The 17,862-nt window shown below is 71.1% G+C and carries 16 protein-coding genes and 1 pseudogene; 9 read left to right on the forward strand and 8 right to left on the reverse strand.

All coding sequences use genetic code 11. The features are described 5' to 3' along the window. Nucleotides 1-21 precede the first annotated feature (21 nt). The 5 genes from A7B20_RS13785 to rbfA form a co-directional block, all read right to left on the reverse strand. Nucleotides 22-1,443: a TrkH family potassium uptake protein gene (locus A7B20_RS13785; protein ID WP_102109167.1), complete on the reverse strand. Its 1,422-nt coding sequence runs from the start codon at nt 1,441-1,443 to the stop codon at nt 22-24. Nucleotides 1,444-1,606: 163 nt separating this feature from the next. After that, complete coding sequence (locus tag A7B20_RS13790; protein ID WP_102109168.1) at nt 1,607-2,137, reverse strand: DUF1643 domain-containing protein; 531 nt, start codon at nt 2,135-2,137, stop codon at nt 1,607-1,609. Then, complete coding sequence (gene truB, locus A7B20_RS13795; protein WP_102109169.1) at nt 2,134-3,039, reverse strand: tRNA pseudouridine(55) synthase TruB; 906 nt, start codon at nt 3,037-3,039, stop codon at nt 2,134-2,136. The genes A7B20_RS13790 and truB overlap by 4 nt, the downstream gene beginning before the upstream one ends. A 73-nt stretch (nt 3,040-3,112) precedes the next feature. After that, complete coding sequence (locus tag A7B20_RS13800) at nt 3,113-3,853, reverse strand: phosphodiester glycosidase family protein (RefSeq protein WP_102109170.1); 741 nt, start codon at nt 3,851-3,853, stop codon at nt 3,113-3,115. Between the two features lies 1 nt (nt 3,854). Further along, nucleotides 3,855-4,283: a 30S ribosome-binding factor RbfA gene (gene rbfA / locus A7B20_RS13805; RefSeq protein ID WP_102109171.1), complete on the reverse strand. Its 429-nt coding sequence runs from the start codon at nt 4,281-4,283 to the stop codon at nt 3,855-3,857. 100 nt (nt 4,284-4,383) lie between these two features. On the opposite strand from rbfA, the gene dapB reads away from it, so the two are divergent. Next, entirely contained in the window at nt 4,384-5,205 is an 822-nt protein-coding gene (dapB, locus tag A7B20_RS13810) for a 4-hydroxy-tetrahydrodipicolinate reductase (protein WP_102109172.1), read from the forward strand. Between the two features lie 56 nt (nt 5,206-5,261). Then, nucleotides 5,262-5,630 carry a dihydrodipicolinate reductase gene (locus A7B20_RS13815; RefSeq protein ID WP_102109173.1) on the forward strand — a complete coding sequence of 123 codons (369 nt, stop codon included), beginning with the start codon at nt 5,262-5,264 and terminating at the stop codon, nt 5,628-5,630. 147 nt (nt 5,631-5,777) lie between these two features. Here A7B20_RS13815 and A7B20_RS13820 read toward each other — a convergent pair whose 3' ends face one another. Then, nucleotides 5,778-5,990 carry a DUF1674 domain-containing protein gene (locus A7B20_RS13820; protein WP_102109174.1) on the reverse strand — a complete coding sequence of 71 codons (213 nt, stop codon included), beginning with the start codon at nt 5,988-5,990 and terminating at the stop codon, nt 5,778-5,780. A 78-nt stretch (nt 5,991-6,068) separates the two neighbouring features. Here A7B20_RS13820 and A7B20_RS13825 point away from each other — a divergent pair, with 78 nt between their 5' ends. From A7B20_RS13825 to A7B20_RS13855, 7 genes are all read left to right on the forward strand, one after another. Then, nucleotides 6,069-7,349 carry an RsmB/NOP family class I SAM-dependent RNA methyltransferase gene (locus tag A7B20_RS13825; RefSeq protein WP_102109175.1) on the forward strand — a complete coding sequence of 427 codons (1,281 nt, stop codon included), beginning with the start codon at nt 6,069-6,071 and terminating at the stop codon, nt 7,347-7,349. A 254-nt stretch (nt 7,350-7,603) separates the two neighbouring features. Continuing rightward, nucleotides 7,604-9,310, forward strand: a complete 1,707-nt coding sequence (locus tag A7B20_RS13830) for a heparinase II/III family protein (protein WP_102109176.1) — start codon at nt 7,604-7,606, stop codon at nt 9,308-9,310. Between the two features lie 19 nt (nt 9,311-9,329). Further along, nucleotides 9,330-10,919 (forward strand): bifunctional phosphoribosylaminoimidazolecarboxamide formyltransferase/IMP cyclohydrolase, encoded by a 1,590-nt coding sequence (gene purH, locus A7B20_RS13835; RefSeq protein WP_102109177.1) that lies wholly within the window; start codon nt 9,330-9,332, stop codon nt 10,917-10,919. Between the two features lie 2 nt (nt 10,920-10,921). Then, the gene (gene lspA, locus A7B20_RS13840; RefSeq protein ID WP_102109178.1) at nt 10,922-11,443 is read left to right on the forward strand and encodes a signal peptidase II; all 522 of its coding nucleotides are present in this window, start codon (nt 10,922-10,924) and stop codon (nt 11,441-11,443) included. Nucleotides 11,444-11,495: 52 nt separating this feature from the next. Next, entirely contained in the window at nt 11,496-12,023 is a 528-nt protein-coding gene (locus A7B20_RS13845; protein ID WP_102109198.1) for a DUF3035 domain-containing protein, read from the forward strand. 96 nt (nt 12,024-12,119) lie between these two features. Continuing rightward, the gene (locus tag A7B20_RS13850) at nt 12,120-13,550 is read left to right on the forward strand and encodes a M16 family metallopeptidase (RefSeq protein WP_102109179.1); all 1,431 of its coding nucleotides are present in this window, start codon (nt 12,120-12,122) and stop codon (nt 13,548-13,550) included. Further along, nucleotides 13,547-14,863, forward strand: a complete 1,317-nt coding sequence (locus tag A7B20_RS13855; RefSeq protein WP_102109180.1) for a M16 family metallopeptidase — start codon at nt 13,547-13,549, stop codon at nt 14,861-14,863. The genes A7B20_RS13850 and A7B20_RS13855 overlap by 4 nt, the downstream gene beginning before the upstream one ends. Before the next feature lie 472 nt (nt 14,864-15,335). Here A7B20_RS13855 and A7B20_RS13860 read toward each other — a convergent pair whose 3' ends face one another. Both A7B20_RS13860 and A7B20_RS21820 read right to left on the reverse strand, forming a co-directional pair. Then, on the reverse strand, nt 15,336-16,274 hold the full coding sequence (locus A7B20_RS13860) for a 2-hydroxyacid dehydrogenase (RefSeq protein WP_102109181.1): 939 nt from the start codon (nt 16,272-16,274) through the stop codon (nt 15,336-15,338). Nucleotides 16,275-16,413: 139 nt separating this feature from the next. Then, nucleotides 16,414-17,859: pseudogene (locus A7B20_RS21820) on the reverse strand (gamma-glutamyltransferase); the annotation flags it as partial. Nucleotides 17,860-17,862: the final 3 nt, after the last annotated feature.

A 17,862-nucleotide genomic window follows, 5' to 3' on the forward strand; every position in this document is an offset into this window, starting at 1 on the left:
GGCCCCGTGGAGGATGCCGGGTCAGGCCGTCGTCTCGCGCCAGAACGCGGGCAGGAGCAGGACGTAGACCGTCAGCATCTCGAGCCGTCCGGCGTACATCCCGAAGGAGAGCAGCCACTTCGCCCCGTCGGGCAGCGTCGTGAAGTTGCCGGCCGGCCCGATGAGGCCGCCGATGCCGGGGCCGACGTTGGCGACGGCGGTCAGGGCGCCGCTGACCGAGGTCGTCGTGTCGAGTCCGAAGAGGCCGAGCAGGATCGCGAGGCCGAGCACGGTGGCCGCGTAGCAGACGAAGAAGGTGGTCACGCCCGAGAGCACGTCGGACTCGATCGTGCGCCCCTCGTAGCGGACGGGGAACAGGCCGTGGGGCTGGTGGATCAGCTTCATCTGCGCGTTGGTGGCGCGGGTGAAGACGATCAGCCGCATCATCTTCGCCCCCCCGGCGGTCGAGCCGGTGCAGCCGCCGAGGGCGGTCAGGATCAGGAAGGCGACCGCCGCGAAGCCGCCCCAGGTGGTGTAGTCGGTGGTGGCGAAGCCGGTGGTGGTGACGACCGAGACGACGTTGAAGGCGACGAGGCGCAGCGTTTCCAGCACCGGCGTGTCCCCGGTGACCACCCGCCAGGCGGTGAGGCAGAGAATCACGACGACGAGGGAGACCACCAGCGCCTCGACCTGTTCGCTCCTCAGGGTGCCGCGGTTCAGCACCCGGATGTACCAGGCGAATGGCAGCGCCCCCGCCAGCATGAACAGCGTGCCCATCCATTGCAGGTAGGCGCTGGTGAACAGCCCGAAGGACTGGTCCGAGGTGGAGTAGCCGCCCGTCGACAGCGTGGTGAAGGCATGGGCGATGGCCTGGAACTCGGTCATGCCGCCGGAGATGTAGACCAGCGTGCAGAGCAGCGTGAGCCCGACGTAGACCCAGATCGTCGCGGCGGCGAAGCGGGCGGCGCTGGCCAGCTCCTTCTCGCCCTTTTCGGAGCTTTCGGTCTGGAACAGCTGCATCCCGCCGATCCGCATGATCGGCAGCAGCGCGATGCCCGCGACGATGAAGCCGACGCCGCCGACCCATTGCAGCAGCGCCCGCCACATCAGCAGCCCGTGCTCGGTATCGTCGAGCCCGGTCATCACGGTCGAGCCGGTGGTGGTGATGCCCGACATCGCCTCGAAGAAGGCGTCGGTGGGGCTGAGCCCGCCGAGCCAGAGCGGAAAGGCCCCGGCGGTTGCCGCGGTGATCCAGGTGCTGCCGGTCAGAAGGAAGGAATGCAGGCGGTTCAGCTCTTCCCGCCGGTTCATGGTGGCGAGGCAGATGCAGCCGCCGACGGTGGCGGTGAGGATCGCCGCTTCGATGAAGTCGCTGCGCGTGCCGGGAAAGGCGAGCGCGATCACGCCCATCAGCGCCCCGAGGCCGAGCAGCAGAAATCCGTTGATGAAGGCGACGAAGGTCATGGGTGAGTCCCGGCTCTGGCGCCGTTGATACTCCATCCGTCCGGGGACGTGTATATGCGCCGGGGACGGTGCGCGGGCCCGTGGCAATCCTGCCGTGCCGGGGGACCCGAGCCATCGGGGGGGCGTCGCCCTGCCCCGCGCGCGCTCTTCGGCCGATGGGGCGTCAGGCGGCGTGCCAGGGGCGGGGCTGCTCGGCGTAGCCGATGTAGAGGGGGTGCTTCGGATGCCCCGCCTTCGACAGCCCGAGGTGGGTCAGCGGCTTGCCGGTGGCGCGCAGCAGCGCCTCGACGGCGGGGCCGCGGGACAGGTGCGCGCCGTGGGTGCCCCAGGCGCAGAGGATCGCGTCGGCCCAGTCCGCGGACTCGATCAGGGCGGCGTCGTTGCCGGGGCCCACGGGATCGGCGGCGGCGCGCATCGCCTTCGGGTCGGTGTCGCGCCAGGCGAAGATGTTGCAGACCCGGAACGCGCCGTAGCCCAGCACCCGCGCCCGCCGCTCGCAGCGCTCGACGGTGGGGTCGTTCTGCACCTCGGTTGCGGTCGAGGGGTTCAGCATGACGCAGAGCAGCCGCGGCCCGGACGGATCCCACACCCGCGTCAGCGTGTAGCGGTAGCGTTCGCAGGGCGAATAGACGGCATGGCTTTCCGCGTCGCCCTTCAGGTGGCGGCGTTCGACCTGCGCGCCCTCCGCGCTCATTGCTGGAACACGCGGCTCGGGTGCAGCTCGCCCGCACGGTAGGTGCCGACGGCGACGGCGCGGCCCTCGAAGCTGGCCCAGGCCTCGTCGCCGTATTCGGCGTCCGACGTCAGCACCATGCCGGGATTGCCGTTCCGCAGCTTCGCGGCCCCCTCGGCGGTGCAGCGCACCTCGGGCAGGTCGGCCAGCCCCTCCTCCAGCGGATGCAGGTACTGGTCGATCTCCGGGGTGCCCGCCAGATGCTCGATCTGGTCCAGCGTCACGCCGTCCTCGGCGTCGAAGGGCCCCGACCAGATGCGGCGCAGCGACACGACATGGCCGAGACAGCCCAGCGCCTCGCCGAGGTCGCGGGCGACGGAGCGGACATATCCCCCCTTGCCGCAGACCATCTCGAGCTCGGCATGTTCGAGGTCGGGCATCGACAGCAGCTCGAGCGACTCGACGTAGAGCGGACGCGCCGCGATCTCCATCGTCTCGCCGTCGCGGGCGCGGGCATAGGCCCGTTCGCCGTCGATCTTCACCGCCGAGAACTGCGGCGGCACCTGCATGATGTCGCCGGTGAAGCCCGCCAGCGCGTTCACCACCTCTCCCTCCGTCGGACGGCGTTCCGAGGTGGCGATGACCTCGCCCTCGGCGTCGTCGGTGTTGGTGGCGGCGCCGAAGCGGACCGTGAAGCGGTAGGCCTTCAGCGCGTCGGTGATGTAGGGCACGGTCTTCGTCGCCTCGCCGAGCGCGATGGCCAGAACGCCGGTCGCCGCCGGGTCGAGCGTTCCCGCGTGCCCTGCCTTCTTCGCGTCGAAGGCGCGGCGGACGATGTTGACCACCGTGGTCGAGCCGATGCCCGAAGGCTTGTCCACCACAACCCAGCCGGAAATGTCCCTGCCCTTCTTCCTGCGTCCCATGCCGCGTCCTGTCCTTCTGCCGTCCGTCGAGCGCCGGGGGTTAGCCTTCCCCGCCCGCGGCGTCAATCCGGCCCTAGCGCGAGGGCGCCACGGTGCCGAGCACCGGCCCCATGGGAAAGCCGCCGTCGGTGCGCCCGATGTCGGGCGCGTAGAGGCGCGAGATGTTGCCGTCGAGGTACAGCGCGTTCGGCGTCTTCATCGCGTCGCGGAAGAAGCGGGCGAAGTGGTGGAAGTTCACCGGCGCGTCCGAGATCGCCATCACCACCTCGGTCCCGTCCGCCGAGACGCCGACGCCGTTGCGGATATAGCGCGAGGTGCCGTCCTCCAGGAACCGCGGATGCAGCTTGCCGTCGATCACCAGCATCGGCCCCGACTGCGTGGCATAGGCGCAGCGGCGGGGGCTGGCGGCGAAGCTGCGGGATTCGATCACCGCGGCCTTCTGCCCTTCGATGCAGAAGACCCCGTTCGGCAGCAGGCCGAAGTTGCCCGGACCCTCGGCGGTAACGATCGGCCGGATCTGCTTGCCGTCCTCGATGTAGAGGCCCACAGGCGCACGGTCCTGGTGATACATCCCCGCGTTCATCGCGACCCCCAGGCGGCGGCCGTCCCGGGCAAGACCCCGGTCGATGTTGCGGAAGGTGCCCAGCGGCTGCCCCTTCTCGTCCCTGAGCCACAGGCGCAGCGAATCCTCCGACAGGCGGATCCGGCAGGCGGTGAAGGGCGCACCGTCGAAGGTGGTCGAGGTGCAGACGGGCGTCGCCGCTGCCGCACCGGGCAGGATCAGCGCCAGCAGGACGGCCAGCAGGCGGCGCATCTCAGCGCTCCTCCCCGGCGCCGTCGTCCTCGTCCTCGTCGTCGAGGTCGCGGCGCACCTCGTCGCGGGCGAACAGCTCGCGGGTGTGGTCCATCCGGTCGAAGGTCTCGTCGATCTGGAAGCGCAGGTCGGGCGCGTTCTTCAGCACGACCTCCTTGCTCAGGAGCCGCCGAAGTTCGCCCTTGTTGCGCTTCAGCCCGGCGATCGCCTCGTCCCGGTGCTGCCCGCCCAGCGGCATGACGTAGACCGTGGCGATCTTCAGGTCCGGCGACGTCCTGACCTCGCCCACCGTCACCGACAGGCGGTTCAGGTCCGGGTCGTGGATGTCGCCGCGGTTCAGGATGTCCGACAGGGCGCGGCGGATCACCTCGCCCACGCGCAGCTGGCGTTGCGAAGGTCCGGCGGTGCTGGAGAAGCGGTTCTTGGCCATGGAGCACGATCTATGCCTCTCCGCCCTCCCGTGCAACAAGGCTTTCCCGGAAAGGGCGAAGCGGCTAAGGCTTGCCGCGGTTTGGCAAGGGAGAGCGGGCATGGCGGATCTGCCGGGGATCGTGGTCACGGGCGTCTCGGGACGCATGGGACAGCAGCTGGCGCGGATGATCGCGGCGGACGACCGGATGCGGCTCGCCGGTGCGCTGGAGCGGCCGGGCAACGACTGGGAGGGGCGCGACCTCGGCGCCTGCCTCGGGGGTGCGGAGAACGGCGTTATCGTCGGCAGCGACCCTGCGGCGGCCTTCGCAGGGGCGCAGGCGGTGATCGACTTCACCTCCCCCGCGGCCACCGTGGGTTTCGCGGAAGCGGCGGCGGCGGCGGGGATCGTCCATGTCGTCGGCACCACGGGGATGAGCCCAGAGCAGATCGCGGCGGTCGACGCCGCGGGCGCGCGCACGGTCGTGGTCCGCGCCGGCAACATGAGCCTCGGCGTCAACCTGCTGGTGACGCTGGTGCGGCAGGTCGCGGCGGCGCTGGATGGCGCCTGGGACATCGAGGTGATCGAGGCGCACCACCGCCACAAGGTCGACGCGCCCTCGGGCACCGCGCTGATGCTGGGCCAGGCGGCGGCCGAGGGGCGCGGCGTGGCGCTGGACGAGATGGCCGAACGCGGGCGCGACGGGATCACCGGGGCGCGGGGCGCGGGCGCCATCGGCTTCAGCGCGATCCGTGGCGGCGACATCGTGGGCGAGCACGACGTGCTCTTCGCCACCGAAGGCGAGCAGATCCGCCTCTCCCACCGCGCCACCGACCGCAGCCTGTTCGCGCGGGGCGCGCTGACCGCCGCGCTCTGGGGTCTTTCGCAGCCGCCGGGCGCCTATGACATGCTCGACGTGCTGGGTCTGCCGAAGGGAAAATGAAACCGTTTCGCGGCATGCTTCGTATCTCCCACCACAGAGATCGAGGAGGTTGCGAGATGACCCTTACCCTGTTCCGCGGCGCCGCCCTGACCGCCGCCCTTGCCCTGTCCGCCGCGCCCGCACTGGCGCAGGACTTCCGCCATGTCACCGACCGCAGCGAGTTCGTGAACCTGATCAGCGGCAAGGCGCTGACGCGTCTCGGCATCCGGCTTGCCGTTTCTCCGGCGGGCGAGATCCGGGGCCGCGCCTTCGGGTCGGACGTGACGGGACAGTGGTCGTGGCAGGGCGACTATTTCTGCCGCTCGCTCTACTACGGCAGCCGGAACCTCGGCGACAACTGCCAGCAGGTGAAGGTGAAGGGCTCGACCCTGCGCTTCATCGCCGACCGCGGGGCGGGTCAGTCGGCGGACCTGACGCTGAAGTGAAGGACAGGGCGACGTTGCGGGAAAAGTGAAAGATCGGGGCCGACCACGCCGCCGAAACCATCCAAAAATGTCGCAAAACTGAAAACCCTAGAGGCCGCCGGGCACTCTGCCTTCGGGCCCGGCCGAGCGCCGGACGGCACCGCGACGTCAAAAGTCGATCGCGATGCCCTTCTTCTCCCAGTCGCCATAACGCACCGGCTCGGGCCCGTCGCGCCCGCCGAGTTCCGGGGGCAGGTCCAGCGCCTTCTGCCGGCGGCGCCGCTCCTCCGCCTCGGCCAGGGCACGGCGGGCGGCGGGGGGCAGGTCCTGCGCGGCTTCGTCTTTCGCGGCATCGGCGGCCGGGGCGGTCTCGTCGCTCATGGCTCTGCTTCCTTGTTCCCGTTTCCGTCCTGATATACGCCGCCCGAGGCCGGTCTCAACCCCCGGCAGGAGAGCACCATGGCCCCCACCTCCGACGCCCCCCGCCGCGCCGCCCTCGACCTTCTCGACGGCGTGACCGAGGCGAAGACCCCCCTGAGCGAGCTTCTGCCCGCCCTGCCCGCCACCCTCGCCCCGCCCGAGCGGGCGCGGGCGCAGCGGCTGGCGACGGGCACGCTGCGCTGGATGGACCGGGCGGACCGGGCACTGGGGCCGTTCCTCCGCATGAAGCCGCGCGAGAGGGTGCTGAACGCCATGCGCCTCGCGCTCTACGAGATCCATGTCGAGGGTACGGCCGAACATGGCGCGGTGAACGCCGCCGTCGGCCTGCTGCGCGCCGGCCCGAAGACCGCAGGCCAGGCGGGCCTCGCCAACGGCGTGCTGCGCAACGTGCTGCGGCAGGGCCCCGACGCATGGACGGCGCTGCCGGTCCCGAAGCTGGCGAAATGGCTCAGGAAGCGGCTGGTGGCCGAGTACGGCAAGCCGGCGGTGGCGGAGATGGAGGCGGTCTTCGCCACCGTGCCGCCGCTGGACCTGACCCCGAAGGACGGCGACGGCGCCACTCTGGCCGAACGGCTGGGCGGCACGCTGCTGCCCACGGGCTCGGTCCGGCTTGCGGCGGGCCGGCAGGTCTCGGCCCTGCCCGGATACGCCGAGGGCAACTGGTGGGTGCAGGACGCGGTGGCGGCAATCCCGGCGCGAGTCCTCGCGCCGCAACCCGGCGAACGGGTGCTGGACCTCTGCGCCGCGCCGGGGGGCAAGACGCTGCAACTGGCCGCCCGCGAGGCGGAGGTGACGGCGCTCGACCTCTCCGCCGCCCGCCTCGCCCGCCTGCGCGAGAACCTTGCCCGCTGCCGCCTCGCCGCCGAAATCGTCGAGGCCGACGCGCTGGCATGGCGCCCCGATACGCCCTTCGACGCGGTGCTGCTCGACGCGCCCTGCTCGGCCACCGGCACCCTTCGCCGCCACCCCGACCTTGCCCGCGCCAAGGACGGCAGCGGGATCGACGCGCTGGCGGCGCTCCAGTCCCGGATGATCGACGCCGCCCTCGCCATGCTGAAACCCGGTGGCCGCCTGGTCTTCTGCACCTGCTCGCTCCTGTCCGACGAGGGCGAGGCGCAGGCCGCCGCCGCCCTCTCCCGCCACCCCGGCCTGACGCTGGACGACGAGGCGCTCCACCTCCCCGGCATCGCGCCCGACTGGCACGCCGCGGGCGGCGGGTTGCGCCTGCGCCCGGATCTCTGGGGCGAGCACGGCGGCATGGACGGCTTCTTCATCGCCGCCTTCCGCCGTCCCGCCTGAGGGCCACGGTTCGAACGGCGGGCGCGGGGAAAGCGGACCGCTTCCCTGTCGCCTTCCTGCCGAAGGCGCTCCCGGCGCGCCACCGGGGCGGCAGCGCCCCGCCCGACCCGCGCCACCGGAGCCTTTTTGCGATGACACCCCGCCCGTTTGCGCGTATCCTTGCGCCAACCAGACCCCGCACCGCGTCAGTGACCAGCGAGGCACACAGGCACTTGTCCCGATCCGAACCCTGGGCAGCGCGCAGGTTGCGCTGGATGAACCGTCTGCATGCGCGCGCGAGCACGCTGTCCAAACCCGCGACCGGGTTCACCTCGCACCCCGAGCCGCGCACCATCGGCAGCTTCGCCCGCGGCCGCCAGCTGTCGGCGGGCAACTTCCTGTTCGCGGGCTACCTGGTCGAGGCGCCGGACACCGCGATCTGGGACCTGCCCATGCCCGACCTCGCCTTCGAGCGCGAGTTGCACGGCTTCACCTGGATCGACGACCTGGCCGCCGTGGGCGACGGGGCGGCGAACCTCCGCGCGAAGACCTGGACCCACGCCTGGATCACCCGCTTCGGCCGCGGCACCGGGCCGGGCTGGACGCCGGACCTGACGGGGCGGCGGCTGATCCGCTGGATCCACCACGCCCTTGCCCTGCTGAACGGCGCCGAGTCGGTCACGTCCGAGGCCTTCTTCCGCTCGCTCGCGCAGCAGGCGAACTTCCTCTCCCACCGCTGGAACGCCGCCTCGCCGGGGCTGCCCCGGTTCGAGGCGCTGGTGGGGCTGATCTATGCCGGGATCGCGCTGACGGGGATGGACCGCCACCTCGTGCCCGCGATCAAGGCGCTCGGGCGGGAATGCGACAGCCAGATCGACGGGGGCGGCGGCATCCCGACCCGCAATCCCGAAGAGCTGATGGAGGTCTTCACCCTGCTCAGCTGGGCCGCCGCCGCCCTGCGCGAAACCGACCGGATCCCCGGCCGCGCGCATCTCGCGGCGCTCGAGCGGGTCGCGCCCGCCCTGCGCGCCCTGCGCCATGCCGACGGCGGGCTCGCCCGGTTCCACGGCGGCGGGCGGGGGGCCGAGGGCTGGCTCGACCAGGCGCTTTCCGCCTCGGGGATCAGGACGCCGCGCACGGGCGGGCTGGCCATGGGCTTCGCGCGGCTGTCCCACGGGCGCACCTCGGTCATCGTCGATGCCGCCGCGCCGCCCGCGCGCGAAGCCTCGGCCGAGGCGCATGCCTCCACCCTCGCCTTCGAGCTGACCTCGGGGCGGCGGCCGCTGATCGTCAACTGCGGCTCGGGGCGCACCTTCGGCGAGAAGTGGCGCCGGGCCGGCCGCGCGACGCCCAGCCATTCGACCCTGGCGATCGAGGGCTATTCCTCGTCCCGGCTCGGCGTCGCGGGCACGATCATGGGGGCCGAGGCCGAGCTGCTGGTCGACGCGCCGCGGGACGTCAGGATCGAGCCGAGGGTCAGCGAACGTTCCACCGGGCTGATCGCCGGGCACGACGGCTATCTGCGCACCCACGGGCTGACCCATGTCCGCCAGCTCTATCTCAGCTACGACGGGCGCGGCGTGCAGGGCGAGGACGTTCTGGCCACGGTCGAGTCGCAGGACGAGCGGCTGTTCGACCGCGCGCTCGACGCGACGCAGCTGAAGGGGATCCCGTTTAAGCTGCGCTTCCACCTGCATCCCGATGTCGATGCCGAGATCGACATGGGCGGACACGCCGTGTCGATGGCGCTGAAGAGCGGCGAGATCTGGGTGTTCCGCTTCTCGGGCGACTGCACGCTCAGCCTCGAACCTTCGGTTTACCTCGAACGCGGGCGGCTCGCGCCGCGGGGCACGAAGCAGGTCGTGCTGTCGGCGCTGGCGATGACGCGGGCGACGCGGATCGCCTGGACCCTTGCAAAGGCCCAGGATACCCCCGATACGATCCGCGACCTGGAGCGCGAGGACCTGTCGCTGCAGGAATGACCCGCCGAAAGGAGCCCCCATGACCGATCTTCACCCCATCCGCCGCGCCCTGCTGTCGGTGTCGGACAAGACCGGCCTCGTCGAGCTCGGACAGGCCCTCGCGGCGCGGGGCGTCGAACTGCTGTCCACCGGCGGCTCGGCCAGGGCGCTGCGCGACGCGGGGCTCGAGGTGCGCGACGTGGCCGACGTGACGGGCTTCCCCGAGATGATGGACGGGCGGGTGAAGACGCTGCACCCCGCCGTCCACGGCGGACTTCTGGCCCTGCGCGACAACGCCGCCCATGTCGAGGCGATGGGCGCCCACGGGATCGCGGCGATCGACCTTCTGGTGGTCAACCTCTATCCCTTCGAGGCCACCGTGGCGGCAGGCGCCGATTACGCCACCTGCGTCGAGAACATCGACATCGGCGGCCCGGCGATGATCCGTGCCGCCGCCAAGAACCACGGCTTCGTCAACGTGGTGGTCGACGTCGAGGATTATGCCCCCCTGCTGGCCGAGATGGAGGCCCACGACGGCGCCACCACCTATGCCTTCCGCCAGTCCCTGGCGCAGACGGCCTATGCCCGCACCGCGGCCTATGACGCGGCGGTGTCGGGGTGGATGGCCGGTGCGCTCGGGATCGAGGCGCCGCGGCGGCATGCGGTCGCGGGGCGGCTCGTGCAGCCCCTGCGCTATGGCGAGAACCCGCACCAGCGCGCGGCCTTCTACGGCGACGGCTCGGACGCGCCCGGCGTGGCGACGGCGGTGCAGCACCAGGGCAAGGAGCTGTCCTACAACAACATCAACGACACCGACGCGGCCTTCCGGCTGGTGTCGGAGTTCGCGCCCGAGGACGGCCCGGCCTGCGCGATCATCAAGCACGCCAACCCCTGCGGCGTGGCCCGCGGCGCGACCCTGGCCGAAGCCTATGGCAAGGCCTTCGACTGCGACCGCACCTCGGCCTTCGGGGGCATCATCGCGCTGAACCGCCCGCTCGACGCCGAGACGGCCGAGGCGATCTCGGGGATCTTCACCGAGGTGGTGATCGCCCCCGGCGCCGACGCGGCGGCGATGGGCATCTTCGCACGGAAGAAGAACCTGCGGCTGCTGACGACCTCCGGTCTGGCCGATCCGCGGGCGGCGGGCCGGGTCGTCACGCAGGTTTCGGGCGGCTTCCTGGTGCAGGACCGCGACGCGGGCAACGTGGCGGCCTCCGACCTGAAGGTGGTGACGCGGCGCCAGCCCTCGGACGAAGAGCTGGCCGACCTGCTGTTCGCCTGGACCGTGGCGAAGCACGTGAAGTCGAACGCCATCGTCTTCGCGAAGGGCGGCGCGACCGTCGGTGTCGGCGCGGGGCAGATGAGCCGGGTCGATTCCACCCGCATCGCGGCGAGGAAGGGCGCCGACATGGCCGAGGTGCTGGGCCTGCCCGAGGCGCCGACGACCGGCGCCGTCGCGGCCTCGGACGCCTTCTTCCCCTTCCCCGACGGCCTTCTCGCCGTGGCCGGGGCGGGCGCGCGGGCGGTGATCCAGCCCGGCGGCTCGGTCCGGGACGACGAGGTGATCGCCGCCGCGGACGAGGCGGGACTTGCCATGGTCTTCACCGGCATGCGGCACTTCAGGCATTGAGGATGCGCATTCTCTGGAAAACGGCCGGCGCGATCTTCCTGCTCGATCAGGTCAGCAAGTACGTCGTGGTCCATGCGATGAACCTGTCCTCGGTCGGCGCGATCGACCTCGTCCCGCCCTACCTGAACCTCCGGATGGCCTGGAACCGCGGCGTGAACTTCGGCCTGTTCTCGGGCGAGACCGACCTCACGAAATGGGCGCTGATCCTCGTCGCGCTGGCGATCTCGGCCTGGGTGGTGCTGTGGATGCGGCGCGAGCGGGCGGGCCGGCTGGCCCAGGTCAGCGCGGGCTTCCTGGTCGGCGGCGCGCTCGGCAACGTGGTCGACCGGCTGCTCTATGGCGCGGTGGCGGATTTCCTGAACATGTCCTGCTGCGGCATCGACAACCCCTATGCCTTCAACGTCGCCGACATCGCGATCTTCCTCGGCGCGGTGGGGCTTCTGCTGTTCACCGGGAGCGGCGCGGGAAAGAACGGCGGCACGGGCGGGCGGAAATCCGCGGCGCGCCGGTCAAAGAGCCCGTGACGGGGCGGCGACGATGGTTTAGACAATGGCCATGGACGGGACGGAGATCCGGATGACGCGCAAGCCGATCCTTGCACAGGCCCTGATCGCGGGCAGCCTGCTGGTGCTTTCCGCCTGCAGCGAAAGCCAGCCGAGGCTTCTGAACCTGTCCGCCCAGGGCGACGGGCCGGACGAGTTCGCCATCCTGCCCACGAAGCCGCTGGAAACGCCCGAGAGCTATTCCGAGCTGCCCGCACCTACCCCCGGCGCCCAGAATCTGGCCGACCCGACGCCCGAGGTCGATGCCGTGGCCGCGCTCGGTGGCAGCCCGTCCCGCCTTGCGGGCGGCGGCGTGCAGGATCCTGCGCTGATCCGCCACACCACGCGCTTCGGCGTCCAGCCCGGCATCCGCTCCGACCTTGCCGCCGCGGACCTCGAGTTCCGGCGCCGCAACGACGGGCGCGTCCTGGAGCGGCTGTTCGACGTGAACGTCTATTTCCGTGCCTATCGCCGACAGGAGCTGGACCAGTACCGCGAGCTGGAGCGGTTCCGCCGCGCGGGCGTCGCCACCCCCGCCGTTCCGCCCGAACCCGAGGGCTGAGGCGGCGGGCCGCGCTCACATGCGCGTGGCCGGGGTTGAAGCCCCTCCCTCCGATGACACATGCTGCGCGTCGACGACCATCGCGCCGGAGGTTCCATGCCGCATCGCTTCACCCTGCCCCGACTCACCGTCCTGACAGCGGGCCTTCTGGCCGCGGGGCTTGCCACCGCCGCCCCCGCGGCGGAGGACCAGCTGACGACCTTCACGCTCGACAACGGGATGGAGGTCCTGGTGCTGGAGGACCACCGCGCGCCGGTGGTGGTGCAGATGGTGTGGTACAAGACCGGCGCCGCGGACGAACCGCCCGGCGTCTCGGGCGTGGCCCACTATTTCGAGCACCTGATGTTCAAGGGCACGGACAAGCTGAAGCCCGGCGAGTTCTCCGAGATCGTGGCGAAGAACGGCGGCTCCGACAACGCCTTCACCAGCCAGGACCAGACCGCCTATTTCCAGCGCGTCGCCTCGAACCGGCTGGAGCTGATGATGGAAATGGAGGCCGACCGGATGCGCGGCCTCAAGCTCGACGGGACCGACATCCTGACCGAGCGTCAGGTGGTCCTGGAAGAGCGCAACATGCGCACCGAGAACGATCCCGGCGCCCTGTTCACCGAACAGCGCAACGCGGCCCAGTACCTCAACAGCCCCTACGGCAAGCCGGTGATCGGCTGGAAGCAGGAGGTGGAGTCGCTGACGCTGGAGGATGCGATGGACTTCTACCGCACCTACTATGCCCCGAACAACGCCATCCTGATCGTCGCGGGCGACGTCCAGCCCGACGAGGTGAGGACGCTGGCCGAAAAGTACTACGGCGTGATCGCGCCGACCGAGAACCTGCCCGAACGTGTGCGCCCGCAGGAGCCGCAGCAGCTGGCCGAGCGGCGGCTGGTCTACGAGGACCCCCGCGTCGCGCAGCCCTACGTCATCCGCACCTACCTCGCCCCCGAGCGCGATCCGGGCGACCAGCGCACGGCGGCGGCGCTTCAGCTGCTGGCCGAGGTGCTGGGCGGCTCCTCCCAGACCTCGGAGCTGTCGACGAAGCTCCAGTTCCAGACCAAGGAGGCGCTCTGGGTCACGGCCTTCTACAACGGCACCTCCTACGACGACACGACCTTCGGGCTGGCCATCGCCCCCGCGCCGGGCACCACCCTGCAGGAGGCGGAGGACGCCATGGACCGCGAGATCGCGGCGTTCCTGGACCGCGGCGTCGATCAGGACCAGCTGGACCGGATCAAGATGCAGCTGCGCGCCTCGCAGGTCTATGCCCAGGATTCCGTCAACTCCCGCGCCCGCGTCTACGGCGATGCGCTGACCAGCGGTCTGACGGTGCAGGACGTGCAGGACTGGCCCGACATCCTGCAATCCATCACCGGCGAGGAGATCGTCGCGGCCGGGCGGCAGGTGCTGGACCGCCGCAACGCCGTGACCGGCTGGCTGCGCGCCCCCGCCGACACCCCCGCCCCGTCCGCCGAGGCCGAAGCGCCCGTCGTTCCCGCCGCTACGGACCCTGCCACGGAGACCCTGCAATGATCCGCTTCGTCGTCCCCTTCGCGCTTGCGCTCTTCGCCGCCCTGCCGGTCCGCGCGGCCGTCGACATCCAGGAAGTCACCTCGCCCGGCGGCATCACCGCCTGGCTGGTCGAGGAGCACTCGATCCCCTTCACCGCGCTGGAGATCCGGTTCAAGGGTGGCCAGGTGCTGGACCGCCCCGGCAAGCGCGGCGCGGTCAACCTGATGACGGCGACGCTGGAGGAAGGCGCCGCCGACAGGGACGCGCAGGAGTTCGCGGCGGCGCGCGAGGCGCTGGCCGCCTCCTTCGGCTTCGACAGCTACAACGACGCCATGTCGGTCTCGGCCAAGTTCCTGACCGAGAACCGCGACGAGGCGGTGGCACTCTTGAAGACCGCGCTGATCGAGCCGCGCTTCGACCAGGACGCCATCGACCGGGTGCGCGAACAGGTGCTGTCGAACATCCGCTCCAGCGCACAGGATCCCGGCGAGATCGCGCAGGAGACCATGCGCGAGATGACCTTCGGCCCCGACCACCCCTACGGCAGCGACGGCAGCGGCACGGTGGAAAGCGTCACGGCCCTGACCCGCGACGACATCGTGCAGGCCTGGAAGGACGTCCTGGTGCGCGACCGCCTCTATGTCGGCGCCGTGGGCGACATCACGCCCGAGGAGCTGGGCAAGCTGCTCGACGACCTGCTGGGGGAGCTCCCCGAGACGGGCGGCACCCTCCCCGGCCCCGCGCCCTATCTGCTGGGCGAGGGGACGACCGTGGTGCCCTTCGACACGCCGCAATCGGTGATCCTGTTCGCCCACGAAGGCATCGCGCGGGACGACGACGATTTCTTCCCGGCCTATGTCGTCAACCAGATCTTCGGCGGCGGCAACTTCTCGTCCCGGCTGATGACCGAGGTGCGCGAGAAGCGCGGCCTGACCTATGGCATCGGCACCTACCTCGCACCCTACGACTATGGCGCGCTGGTGATGGGCCAGGCGGCGACCGCCAATGCCCGCGCCGCCGAGACGGTGCAGGTGGTGAAGGACGAATGGGCCCGGATCGCCGAGGACGGCGTGACGCAGGAAGAACTGGACGATGCCAAGACCTATCTCACCGGCGCCTTCCCCCTGCGCTTCGACGGCAACGGCCCGATCGCCGACCAGATCGTCGGGCTCCAGATGCAGGGGCTTCCGATCGACTACGTCAACACCCGCAACGACAAGATCGAAGCGGTGACGCTGGACGAGGCCAACCGGGTGGCCAGGCGGATCTACCGGCCCGAGGATCTCCACTTCTTCGTGGTGGGTCAGCCGGAGGGGCTGGCGGCGGGGAACTGAGGGTTTCCCAGTCGCGCGAGGGATGGAAGCGGCGGGGTACAGGCTCCGCCGTTTTCTTTTTCCCGGAAGCCAGCCTTCTGCTGTCAATTTTGGTGCACCGCTTCAGCTGATCCACCGCTCCGAACTAAGGGCCGCGCCCGACGCTGGGAGGGCGCTTTGGGACGCTCGTTCTGTCGAGCGCGCTTGAAAGCACAATGGTGGCGCGCACTTCATGCGACATCGCCATGCGCCCTCCCGGGGGGAGGGGTTCACGCCGGTCCGACGTGGTCGGCGAAACGTCCAGTGGACGTTTCGAGGCGGGAACGGGCGGAGCCCTGGACGGGCGCGGCCCGGCGTGGCCGCCGGGCCTGTCCAGGCTGCTGAGTGGTTTCCAAGGCTTCCACGTTTCGCATGAATTTAGGTGCGTCGTTCATCGCGCATGATAGAAAGCGGTCAGAATGCGGGGAGAAACGATTTCACCCCGTCGCCCCCCTCAATACCCCCGCCCGATCCACGTCAGGTCCCGCACCTCCTCGCCCGCCTCGAAGTCCAGGATGTTCCCGGCGATCACCCGCCCCCCCGACTTCGGGTCGATCAGCGAGGCGACATGGGGCGTCACCGTGACCTGCGGATGGCTCCAGAACGGATGGCCCGCGGGCAGCGGCTCCACCGCGAAGACGTCGAGGGTCGCGTGGGACACCTGCCCCGAGGCCAGCGCCGCCAGCAGATCCTCCTCCACCAGGTGCCCGCCCCGCGCCGCGTTGACCAGGCAGGCGCCCTTCGGCAGCATCCCGAGGGTGCGGGCGTCGAGTATCCCCTCCGTCTCCGCCGTCAGAGGCAGCAGGCAGACGAGGATGTCGGTGCGTGCAAGGAAGGCCTCCAGCCCCTCCGCCCCGAACATCGCGATCCCCTCGGGTCCGCGACCGCTCCGCGACCAGCCCGCCACATCGAAGCCGAACCCGGCAAGGGCCAGCGCCGCCGCCTGCCCCAGATGCCCCATCCCGAGGATCCCGACCCGCCGGTCGCGCGCCGTGGGCGTCGAATGCTGGTCCCATGCGCCGCGCCGCTGCGCCGCTTCCAGCCGCGGCTGGTCGCGGTGGAGCCGCAGGACGTGCAGGCAGACGTATTCCTGCATTCTCAGCGTCATGTCCGGCCCGATGGTCTTGATCACCGGCACCCCGCGCGGATACTCCGCGTCCGCCGCCACATGGTCGATCCCGGCCCCGACCGATACGGTGGCCTTCAGGTTCGGATAGCCCTTCAGGAGCCCCGCGGGCGGCTTCCAGACGATGGCATACTCGACCGCCCCGGCGTCCCGCACCTCCGACGCGGGCAGCACCGTGAACCCCGGCAGCAGCGGGCGGAACTCGGCGATCCACGCCTCCATCCGGTCGGGGCGGGGCATGGAAACGGCGACGATGCGCCCAGGCATGGGGCTGCCCTCCGGCCTTCGCGGCCACCGCGGGCTTCGGCATGGCCATCGGCCCGCTCGCCCCGCCGATCGGCAGGGACGGATCGTTCAGCCCCGCGAGCCGCCCGCCTTCCGCCGCCACGCCCGAGACGCAGGCATAGAGCTTGGGGAAGGTCAGCCGCTCGGCCACCTCGACCTCGTGCTCCTCGGCCAGCCACTCCAGCACTGCGCGCCCGAGTCGGGGGTCGGCACGGACCGAGCCGCGGTCGGAGGCGTCGAGGCGGGGATGGTTCATTGCCTCTTCCAGCGACATCCCGAAGTCCAGCATCAGCGCCGCCACCTGCGCCACCGCGGGCATGATGTGGTTGCCCCCCGACGCGCCGAGCGCGAACAGCGCCGCGCCGTCGCGGGTGGCGACGGTCGGGCAGATGTTCGACGCGTTGATCCGCATGCGCGGCGCCATGGTGGTGGGCCAGCCGGGGCGCGGGTCGAAATAGCTGACGGCGTTGTTCATCAGGAGGCCGGTCTTCGGCAGCGTCACGCCCGAGCCGAAGCGGTTCAGCAGCGTATGGGTCAGCGCCACCATGTTGCCCTCGCCATCGGCGGTGCAGAGGTTCGAGGTGCAGGCCCCCTGCTCGGTCCCCCGCCCGATCCGCGCGTTGTGGCTGCGCCAGGCGGCGTTCAGCCCGTGGGCATAGAGCGCCCAGCTTTCGGGGTCCGGCCTGCCCGGCGGCTCCGGCATCTCCCGCCCCAGATGGGACAGGAAATCGCGCAACCGCTGCCCCCCGCTCTCCTTCCCCGGCGTGTGGAGCGTGGCGCCGCGATGCTCCCCCGTTTCCGCCGCGGCCTCGATCGCGCGGTAGGCGGCGAAATCGGCGGCACGGATCGGCGAGCCGCCCGCCTCCAGATCCGCCGCCAGATCCTCGGCCAGCGTGCCGCGATAGAACGCCTCGGCGCCACCGAGGGCGAAGCGCAGCAGCGTCTCGGCGAGGTTCGGGATGAACAGCCGCGCCTCCGGCTGGATCGGCCGACCGTCCGGCAGGTAGATCGCCGCCGACCCCGGATCCTGCTCCAGCACGCTCATCGCCAGCGCGCATTGCAGCGTCGTGAACCAGTCGGCGGCCACCCCCCGCTCGGCCAGCGCGATGGCCGGGGCGGCGACGTCCTGCAGATCCATCGTTCCCCAGCGGCGCAGCGCGTGGTCGAACCCCACCGCCGCGCCCGGCACGGTGATCGCGCGGTAGCCCTCGACGTTGGCGTTGCCCCGAACCGTCGGGAACCCCATCAGCGTGATCGGCAGGTCCGGGTCCACCGGGTAATCCGCCGTGTCCGTCGCCTGCGCCAGCATTCCCTGGAAGTCGAGCGTCATCGCCCGCCCCTGCGCCGCAAGCCAGACCGTCATCAACCCAGACCCGCCAAGCCCGCACATCCACGGCTCCACCGCGCCGAGGGCCAGCGCCGCGCCCACGGCGGCGTCCACGGCGTTGCCGCCCCGGTGCAGCACGTCGGCCCCGGCCCGCGCCGCCAGATGGTGCTGCGCGGCGACCATGCCACCCGCCGCGGTCACCGCCGACTTCGTGACCGTCCAGTGTTCGATGTTCGCCATCCG

It is taken from the genome of Oceaniglobus roseus, assembly GCF_002869745.1.
Taxonomy (GTDB): domain Bacteria; phylum Pseudomonadota; class Alphaproteobacteria; order Rhodobacterales; family Rhodobacteraceae; genus Oceaniglobus; species Oceaniglobus roseus.